This window comes from Helcococcus sueciensis DSM 17243 (genome assembly GCF_000423145.1).
In the GTDB taxonomy this organism is placed as follows: Bacteria; Bacillota; Clostridia; order Tissierellales; family Peptoniphilaceae; genus Helcococcus; species Helcococcus sueciensis.
The window spans coordinates 1-9,452 of sequence record NZ_AUHK01000035.1 but is presented as its reverse complement, the minus strand read 5'-3'; the positions used below and the strand labels follow the sequence as shown (position 1 = coordinate 9,452).

The following is a 9,452-nucleotide window of genomic DNA, read 5'->3' as shown; positions in this document are numbered from 1 at the left end:
CATATGAAGATTTAACAGTCTTTTTACTTGATCCATTTCTAGTGTTTAGTGATAATGGAGCTTGTCCATATTCATAGTCTAGATGCTCATCAAGTTCAGATTTAAGCATTTGTTCTATTGCATCACCTAAAAGGTCTTTAAGTGCATTTTGTAAATCCTGAGCAGTTTCTGGTTGATATTCTTCTAGTAACATTTTAGTTATTTTATTTAGTCTTGTTTCTGGTCTTTTTCTTGGCATAAAAATTCCTCCTAATTAGTTTTTCTTTACCCTAATCAGGAGGTTTCTATACACAAAATTTTACACAGTCTCCAACAGGTTTATTTATGGGACTTAGAGGATTATTTACTCAACCAGAAGTATTAAAAATATTTGGAATGGTTCCTGAAGATATAAGCCAAAACTTTCTACTTTGGACTCAAATACTTACTGATACTGCTTTCGCATTCTTACCAGCCTTAGTTGCCTGGTCAACATTTAGAGTTTTTGGTGGATCACCAGTTATCGGTATTGTTTTAGGACTTATGCTTGTTAACCCAGCACTACCAAATGCTTATGAAGTTGCTGCAGGAAATGCTAGTCCTATTATAATGTTTGGATTTGTACCTGTTGTTGGTTATCAAGGTACAGTGCTTCCAGCTTTCATTTCAGCAATTATAGGGGCTACAATTGAAAAGAAATTAAGAAAAGTAATACCAGATGCAATTGATTTACTTGCTACACCATTCATCACTTTATTAGTAACAAGTATTTTAGCTTTATTTGCTATCGGACCAGTATTCCATTCGCTTGAAGAATTAGTATTACAAGCAGTACAATTTATATTAGCTTTACCATATGGTTTATCAGGAATAATAATCGGAGCTATCCAACAAGTACTAGTAATCACAGGTATACATCACATATTTAACTTCTTAGAAGTTCAATTACTTGCAAATACTGGAGAAAATGTATTCAACGCTTTAATTACAGCTGCGACAGTAGGACAAGTTGGTGCTTGCTTGGCTGTAGGTGTTAAAACAAAAGATACAAAATTAAAACAAATAGCGTACCCTTCAGCTTTATCAGCTAGTTTAGGTATTACAGAACCAGCTATATTTGGGATAAACTTAAGATTTATCAAACCATTTGTAATGGGAATGATAGGTGGAGCAGTTGCTGGTTTCTTTGGATCAATCTTCAAACTAGCAGGTACAGGTATGTCAGTTACTGTTTTACCAGGTACTTTACTATACTTAAATAACATAGCTAAATATGTAATTATGATGCTAATAGGTTTTGCAGTATCATTCGTCCTAACCTACATGTTTGGATATGATGATAAAATGCTAGAGAAAAAATAATGAAAAAAATTAAATATAGAAAAGTTAGCTCTTCAGATTTTGAAGAGCTTAACTTATTAAATAAGGAAATAAATAAAAGTAAATATAGACAAAAGTTTCATATGCAGCCTTTGACAGGACTGTTAAATGATCCAAATGGTTTTAGTTATTACAAGGGGAAATGGCAGTTATTTTACCAATGGTTTCCCTTTGATGCCATACATGGAACAAAGTCCTGGTACCATACAGTGAGTGATGATTTAGTTCACTTTGAAAACAAAGGTGTGGGAATATATCCAAATGCCTATGAAGACAATCACGGAGCCTATAGTGGGTCTGCCTTACAAGTTGGAGATGACTTATTTATTTACTACACAGGAAATAACAGGGATGAAGAATATACTAGACACCCTAAACAAATGCTTGTGAAATATGATGGTGAAAAATATTCTGAAAAAGAAATTTTAATTGATACCCATCCAGATTATACTGAACACCAAAGAGATCCAAAGATAGTTTATGATGAAAAGCTAGGTAAATACTATATTATAATTGGAGCTCAAACAAAAGATAAAATTGGTTGTATCTTAGTATATGAGTCAACCAGTCCGGATAAGGATTTTACATTTAAGGGAAAATTGAAGGTAAAAGGTTTTGAAGATTTTGGATATATGTGGGAGTGTCCAGATTTGATAAGCATGGATGATAAAGATATCTTACTATTTTCACCTCAAGGGCTTGAAACAAAAGGTGAATATTTCAACAATATCTATCAAAATGGTTATATTATCGGTAAAATAGACTTAGAAAAGTTAGAATTTATCCCAGAATCTGATTTTATAGAATTGGACAGAGGATTTGATTTTTATGCTTCACAAACAGCAAATCATCCGTTTGACAGAGAATATCTAGTCGCTTGGATGGGTCTTCCTGACACAAATTATCCTACAGAAACTGACAAATGGTCAGGTTCACTTACAATGGTAAGAGAATTAAAATTAAAGAATAATAAGTTATATCAATATCCTGTTGAAGCCTATAAAAATTTGAGAAAAAATGAAAAAACATATGAGTATGAAAATACAAGACTTGAAATATATGTTCCTATGGAAATGGAAATTAAAGATATACAAGATAAGTTAATCTTAACTTTGTTAGACGATGGAAAAGCTTTAATGGAATTAAAATATGAAAATAATGAATTTATCTTTACTAGAAAAAGCTTTTCATCTGAAGATATAGATGGAGACTTTGAAAAAAGATATATTAAAAATATTGATATAAGTAAATTAAATATCTTTATAGATACTTCTTCTATAGAAATATTTATAAATGAAGGGGAGTATTCCTTGACATCCAGGTATTTTAAAAAGAATGATTCAATTAATTTAATTGTAAATTCAAGTAATATAATAAAAGTTAAAACTTGGGATTTAGATGATTGTATTGATGAAAGTTTTGTATTATAGGAGGCGAAATGACTAAAATATATACAATTGGAGAAATGTTAATAGACTTCATACCCAATAAAATAAATTGTGGTCTGAAAGATGTAGAGTCATTTACCAAAATGGCTGGAGGTGCGCCTGCAAATGTAGCAGTTGCTGCAAGTAAATTAGGTTCTGAAGCTTATTATGTAGGAATGGTTGGAAAAGATGCTTTTGGAGATTTTTTAATAGATACAGTAAAATCATATGGGGTTAAAAATGAATATATATATCAAACTGAACAGGCCAATACTTCTTTAGCATTTGTATCTCTTATGGATAATGGACAAAGAGAGTTTTCTTTCTATAGAAACCCGGGTGCAGACATGCTACTTGAAGAAGAACATGTAGAAGCTATTGACCTTGAAAAGGGGGACCTTATATCATTCTGTTCTGTAGATCTTATTGAAGCTCCTGTAAAATATGCAACAAAAAGATTTTTAGAAAAAGCTAATGAAGTTGGTGCTACAGTTTTATTTGATCCAAACCTGAGATTTAACTTGTGGAATGACCTTGACGAATTAAAAGAAATAGTTTTAGAATTCGTGAAATATGCTCAAATAATTAAAATTTCAGATGATGAGCTAGAATTTATAACAGGTCATTCTGACGAAGAAAAGGCTATTGAATTTATTAAAAATATTACTGATTCAAATATAATCATCACCCGTGGATCTAAAGGTTCTTATGCAGAATTTGGTGATTTTAAGGTTGAAAGAAGTATTTCAAAAGTGGAAGCTATCGATACTACTGGAGCTGGAGATGCTTTTGTAGGGGGGATATTAAATTTTATAGATAAAAACAAAAAATCTATAAATAAATATTCTTTAGAAGATGTAAAAGATATGCTCGATTTTGCAAACAGGGTTGCAGCTTATTCTGTAACAAAAAATGGGGCGATGGCTTCGTATCCATCTGTTGAAGATTTATAATATATTAATAATATCAAAAGAAAAATAGGATGATTATCATCCTATTTTTTCATTATCAAGTCTTGCTTTCCTTAAATATTCATTTGTATAAAAACTATATAATTGTTAAAATACAGATATTATAATAATCGATAATGGGGGATTCATGCAAGTAGAATATATAATTGAAAAATTGAAAAATGATCCTAGAAATAAAAAATATACTGACAGGGGAATAGGTCCAATTTTTCAGTTTAATAAAGACTCTAAGATTTTAATAATTGGTCAGGCACCAGGCAAAAAAGTCGAAGAAAGCGGGATTTTATTTAACGACAAAAGTGGAGAAAACCTAGTTGATTGGCTTGGGATAAATATGGACACCCTACATGGTAAAGATTTTTCAATAATACCCATGGACTTTTATTTTCCAGGGAAGGCAAAGAATGGAGACAAGGCTCCTAGAAAATTTATATCTGAGGAATATCATCCTATCCTACTAGAAGAGCATAATAATATTAAACTAACTATATTAATAGGCGCCTATGCACAGAAGTTTTATCTGAAAGATAAATTTAAGAAAAATCTTACAGAAACAGTAAAAAACTTTAAGGACTATTTGCCAGAATATTTTCCTATAGTACATCCAAGTCCTTTAAATAATAGATGGTTGGCTAAAAATTCATTCTTCAAACAAGATACTTTACCACAATTAAAGAAAATGATTAAAAGTATACTTTAGAAATATAAAATAAATTAAGTAAAAAAGAGACTAATATGAAACATAAAGGTACCAAAACACTAGAAACTAAAAGATTAATTTTAAGAAAATTTACAAAAGATGATATCAAACCAAGCTACAAAAATTGGACATCTGATGACAAGGTCTGTAAGTATGTTACTTGGCCGAAACACGAGAGTGTCGAAGTGACAAAAAAGATTTTATCTGAATGGATAGATGGCTATAAAAATGATAATTTTTACCAATGGGCTATTTGCCTAAAAAATGGTGAAGTAATAGGGACTATTTCTGTAGTCGACCTTGATGAAGATATTGAGTCTATAGAAATTGGATATGTAATAGGTTATGATTATTGGGGCAATGGCTATGTCCATGAAGCCTTCGAAATAGTTATCAAGTACTTATTCGATGAAGTTGAAGTAAATAGGATTGAAGCAAGACACGATGTAGAAAATCCAAACTCAGGTAGGGTCATGTTGAAGTCTGGTTTGACTTATGAAGGTTGCCTAAGGCAAGCACTTAAAAACCATAGTGGAAAATTAGTTGATATAAAAGCATATAGTATATTACGAGAAGAATATTTATCTAAAAAGAAATCTATTTAGTCTTATAATATAGTTTTCATAAAAATCGGAGATGATGATAAAAATCAACATCTCCGATAATATATTTTGTAATTTACAATTTTATAGTCTATCTCCAGGTATAATTGAGTCCACTATACCATAAACTAAACCACCAATTAATGCACCTAATACAGATACACTAAAGTTATCTAATACCATACCTGATAGGTATAAAACTAAAGCCATTACTAAAAATCCTGTTAAACCAGAAGCAGCTTTTGATAATCCTAAGAATCTAGCTAATAAATAGTCGATTACTGCAATTACAATAGCTATTAAAGCTAAATTACCAATTCCGCCTTTGTTTGACATTCCTGGTACTAATATATTAGTAATAGCTATAACTATCATAGATACAACTAATCTTAATATAAATCCTATAATTCCTGTTTGTTTTTTGTTATTCATAATTTCTCCTATAAATTGTTCGTGACCAACAACTATTTAAATTTTATTTATGTCACATTATATATATAACCAAATATAATATTTTTAAACATTTGTATATTTTAGACTGTGTGAGGACTACTAAATACTTGTATTTATTAATAATTTTTTAATTATTAACAAAAATTATTATATAAATTTTTAAAATAGTAAAAAACAATAAAGTATTTTTATTAATTTCCGCGTATAAAAAGAGTGGTTTTTATGTGGTAATTCTACTATATTAGATGGATTTTAATTATATTAAATATATAACGAGAATAAATATAACCTATATATAGTGCTGAATATATTTTATTTTAACTATATGTAGGATATATAGATATTTTATACTTGAATTATAGAACTAAAATAGTGTAACATTATAATATTAATAAAAATATAAGGAGAAGAGTTTAAATGAGTAAAAACATAGTTGTATATAGCAATACAGGATGCGCAAAATGCATGATGCTAAAAAAATGGTTAGATATGAAAAAAATAGCTTATGACGAATTGAATATAAGTGAAAATCAAGATGCTAGAAATCATTTGATTGATGCAGGATTAAGACAATTACCTCAAGTAGAAATTGATGACAACTTTATTGAGTTTGAAGAATACAACGATATATTGGAACATCTTTAGGAGTTAATGATGATTAAAACAGTTATAAAAAGAAATGGTGAAGTAGTAGATTTTAATAAAGAGAAAATAGTTATAGCTATTACTAAAGCAAACAATGAAACAGAAGAAATGTCTACTCAAGACATTTTAGATAGTGCTAATCAAGTAGTAGATTCTTTTAATCAAGATAGTGTAGATGTAGAGACTATACAAGATAAAGTAGAAGAAGTACTTATGTTAAATAAACATACACGTACTGCAAAAGAATACATCATATACAGAGAAGAAAGAAAGCAAGAAAGAAAAAGAGATATATTTAAACCTAGAAAAAATCTTAAGCCATATGAATATCCAGAGTTAGAAAAATATAAAGAAGCTATACAACATTCATATTGGCTACACACAGAATACAACTATACTTCAGATATACAAGATTATAAAGTGAATGTAAAAGACCATGAAAGAACAGCTATTAAAAACTCAATGCTTGCTATAGCGCAAATTGAAGTAGATGTTAAAGAATTTTGGGGAGATTTATATAAGAGATTACCTAAACCAGAGCTTGCTAATGTTGGTCATACTTTTGCTGAATCTGAAGTAAGACATAGTGATGCATATGCTCATTTATTAGAATTATTAGGATTAAACAATGAGTTTGAAAAAATCGATGAGATACCAGCTTTAAGAAATCGTGTTAATTATTTAAGAAAACATAATGAATATGCTAGAACTGGTAATGACAGAGATTATGCAATTGCTATTTTACTATTTTCAGCATTTGTTGAACATATTTCTTTATTCAGTCAATTTTTAATTATAATGTCATTTAATAAATACAGTAATTTATTTAGTGGTATATCAAATGCTATAGAAGCAACTTCTAAAGAAGAACAATTACATGGAGAATTTGGTGTTGAATTAATAAATACTATTAGAGAAGAAAAGCCTAAATGGTTTGATGATTCAATGGCAAATGACATATATGATTTAGTTAAGGAAGCATATAAATCTGAACATGAGGTCTTAGATTGGATATTTGAAGATGGTGAATTAGAATTTATGCCAAGATATACAGTTGAAGAATTTATCAAAAATAGATTAAATAATTCACTTGAAGCTATTGGACTTGAAAGAATATTCGATGTAGATGAAAAAGAAGTTGAGAAAACAGATTGGTTTGATGATGAAGTAGTTGCTACTAAACATGTAGATTTCTTTGAAAAGAGATCTGTAAACTACACTAAGAGATCAAGAAGTATTACAGCAGATGATTTATTTTAATATATAGATTAGGGGATTTTATGAGAGAAGAATTTTATTGGCTTACGGAAAATAGTCAACTATTTTTAAGCCGTGGATATTTAGGAGAAGGGCAAACAGCTAAAGAAAGATTAAGAGAAATAGCTGATATAGCTGAAGAAAAATTAGGTATAGAAGGATTTTCTGACAAATTCTATGGATATTTAGGTAAGGGATATTATTCTTTATCAACTCCAGTATGGACTAATTTTGGTAACAATCGTGGTTTACCAATATCTTGTTTTGGTTCTTATGTACCAGATAATATGGGTGGTATTGTATATTCAACTAGTGAAGTTGGTATGATGTCTAAATATGGTGGTGGTACATCTGGGTATTTTGGTGATGTAAGAGGTAGAGGTGCTGCTATAACAAATAATGGAATTTCATCAGGTGCAGTACATTTTATGAAACTTTTCGAACAAATGACTGATACAGTAAGTCAAGGTTCAGCAAGACGTGGAAGATTTGCACCATATCTACCTATAGATCATCCAGATATTGACGAGTTTTTAGAAATTGGTACAGAAGGTAATGATATACAAAATCTAAACCACGGTGTAACGGTTTCTGATGAGTGGATATTGGGAATGATAGGTGGAGATAAAGATAAAAGAAAAACATGGGCAAAACTTTTACAAAGACGTGTAGAAATGGGATATCCATATATATTCTTTACAGATACTGTAAATAACAATAAACCTGAATGGTACAAAGATAAAAAAATTACTCATTCCAATTTATGTTCAGAAATAGCTTTACCAGATAATGAAGATTGGTCATTTGTATGTAATCTATCTTCAATGAATGTACTACATTTTGATGAATGGAAAGATACTGATGCCGTAGAAACTATGATTTATTTCTTAGATGCAGTTATGACAGACTTTATAGATAAATTAGAAGATTTAAGAGATTCTGATGAAAGAGAATATCAAGATGCATTCCATTTTATGAAGAGAGCATATAATTTTGCAGTAGAAAATAGAGCGTTAGGTTTAGGTGTATTAGGTTGGCATTCCTTGTTACAATCTAAGATGATGGCATTTGAATCAGTTGAAGCTAGTCTATTAAATGAAGAAATATTTAAAACTATTAGAGAACAAGCTGAAGAAGCTACTAAAAAATTAGCAAAACAATTTGGAGAACCTAGTTTCATGAAAGGTACTGGTAGAAGAAATGCTACTTTAATGGCTGTAGCACCAACGACTTCATCAGCTTTCATATTAGGACAAACATCTCAATCAATAGAACCTATTTGGTCAAATAACTATGTAAAAGATGTTGCCAAAGCTAAAGTAACTGTACAAAATCCTTATTTAAAAGAAGTTTTACAAAAATATGGAAAAGATACAAGAGAAACTTGGATAGATATAAGAAATCACGATGGGTCAGTACAACATTTAGATTATTTATCTGATCATGAAAGAGATGTATTTAAGACTTTCTCTGAATTAAATCAATATGAAGTAATTAATCAAGCAAGTGTAAGACAAAAATATATAGATCAAGGACAATCATTAAATATTATGGTTAATCCCAAGACTTCTGCTAAAGAATTAAATGAATTACATCTATACGCTTGGGAAAATGGTATTAAATCACTTTATTACCAACATTCAACAAATGCTGCACAAAAATTCTATCAAACATCTGTATGTTTAGCTTGTGAAGCTTAATAAGTAAAAAGGTGGTGTTGCAGATTAGTTAGATTTAGTCTACACACCACCTTTTTTCTTAAATATCTAAATTTAGACATTACAGTCTAGTCTTAAATTTTTGATTTTTCAAAATTTTATATATAGACACCTAAAAATAGGCTCACTTAATAAAGCTATGCTTTTTTACAAATATTTTTCTAAGCAGCTTTATATTTTATTATTTCTAAATTGTTTTTCATTATCTTTGATGATAATTTATTTAAGTTTAAGGCTATTGATAAAAGGTTTATTTCACTTCTTACATTTAGTTTTCCTGTATGATTAAATCTATTGTATGATAAACCATCTTTTATTTT

The 9,452-nt window shown here is 29.4% G+C and carries 10 protein-coding genes; 8 read left to right on the top strand and 2 right to left on the bottom strand.

Annotated features, from left to right (window positions below; translation table 11 throughout):
• The coding region (locus tag G534_RS0106855; RefSeq protein ID WP_027348452.1) for a transposase at positions 1 to 238 on the bottom strand (238 nt) is incomplete at its 3' end.
• 86 nt (positions 239 to 324) lie between these two features.
• Here G534_RS0106855 and G534_RS08145 point away from each other — a divergent pair.
• From G534_RS08145 to G534_RS0106830, 5 genes are all read left to right on the top strand, one after another.
• Positions 325 to 1,341: a PTS transporter subunit EIIC gene (locus G534_RS08145; RefSeq protein ID WP_084510123.1), complete on the top strand. Its 1,017-nt coding sequence runs from the start codon at positions 325 to 327 to the stop codon at positions 1,339 to 1,341.
• Positions 1,341 to 2,789 carry a sucrose-6-phosphate hydrolase gene (locus tag G534_RS0106845; RefSeq protein ID WP_027348451.1) on the top strand — a complete coding sequence of 483 codons (1,449 nt, stop codon included), beginning with the start codon at positions 1,341 to 1,343 and terminating at the stop codon, positions 2,787 to 2,789. The genes G534_RS08145 and G534_RS0106845 overlap by 1 nt, the downstream gene beginning before the upstream one ends.
• A gap of 8 nt (positions 2,790 to 2,797) precedes the next feature.
• Complete coding sequence (locus G534_RS0106840) at positions 2,798 to 3,739, top strand: carbohydrate kinase family protein (RefSeq protein ID WP_027348450.1); 942 nt, start codon at positions 2,798 to 2,800, stop codon at positions 3,737 to 3,739.
• A gap of 145 nt (positions 3,740 to 3,884) precedes the next feature.
• Entirely contained in the window at positions 3,885 to 4,457 is a 573-nt protein-coding gene (locus G534_RS0106835) for a uracil-DNA glycosylase family protein (RefSeq protein ID WP_027348449.1), read from the top strand.
• 35 nt (positions 4,458 to 4,492) lie between these two features.
• Complete coding sequence (locus G534_RS0106830; protein WP_027348448.1) at positions 4,493 to 5,062, top strand: GNAT family N-acetyltransferase; 570 nt, start codon at positions 4,493 to 4,495, stop codon at positions 5,060 to 5,062.
• An 81-nt stretch (positions 5,063 to 5,143) separates the two neighbouring features.
• On the opposite strand, the gene G534_RS0106825 is transcribed toward G534_RS0106830, so the two are convergent.
• Positions 5,144 to 5,491, bottom strand: coding sequence for a phage holin family protein (locus G534_RS0106825; protein WP_027348447.1), 348 nt, complete (start codon positions 5,489 to 5,491; stop codon positions 5,144 to 5,146).
• Positions 5,492 to 5,929: 438 nt separating this feature from the next.
• Between G534_RS0106825 and G534_RS0106820 the strand changes: the two genes are divergently transcribed.
• From G534_RS0106820 to G534_RS0106810, 3 genes are read left to right on the top strand one after another with little or no spacing between them, the layout of a single operon-like run.
• On the top strand, positions 5,930 to 6,157 hold the full coding sequence (locus tag G534_RS0106820) for a glutaredoxin family protein (protein WP_027348446.1): 228 nt from the start codon (positions 5,930 to 5,932) through the stop codon (positions 6,155 to 6,157).
• A gap of 9 nt (positions 6,158 to 6,166) precedes the next feature.
• On the top strand, positions 6,167 to 7,417 hold the full coding sequence (locus G534_RS0106815; RefSeq protein WP_027348445.1) for a ribonucleotide-diphosphate reductase subunit beta: 1,251 nt from the start codon (positions 6,167 to 6,169) through the stop codon (positions 7,415 to 7,417).
• A gap of 20 nt (positions 7,418 to 7,437) precedes the next feature.
• Positions 7,438 to 9,114 (top strand): ribonucleoside-diphosphate reductase subunit alpha, encoded by a 1,677-nt coding sequence (locus tag G534_RS0106810; protein ID WP_027348444.1) that lies wholly within the window; start codon positions 7,438 to 7,440, stop codon positions 9,112 to 9,114.
• The last annotated feature ends 338 nt before the right edge of the window (positions 9,115 to 9,452 follow it).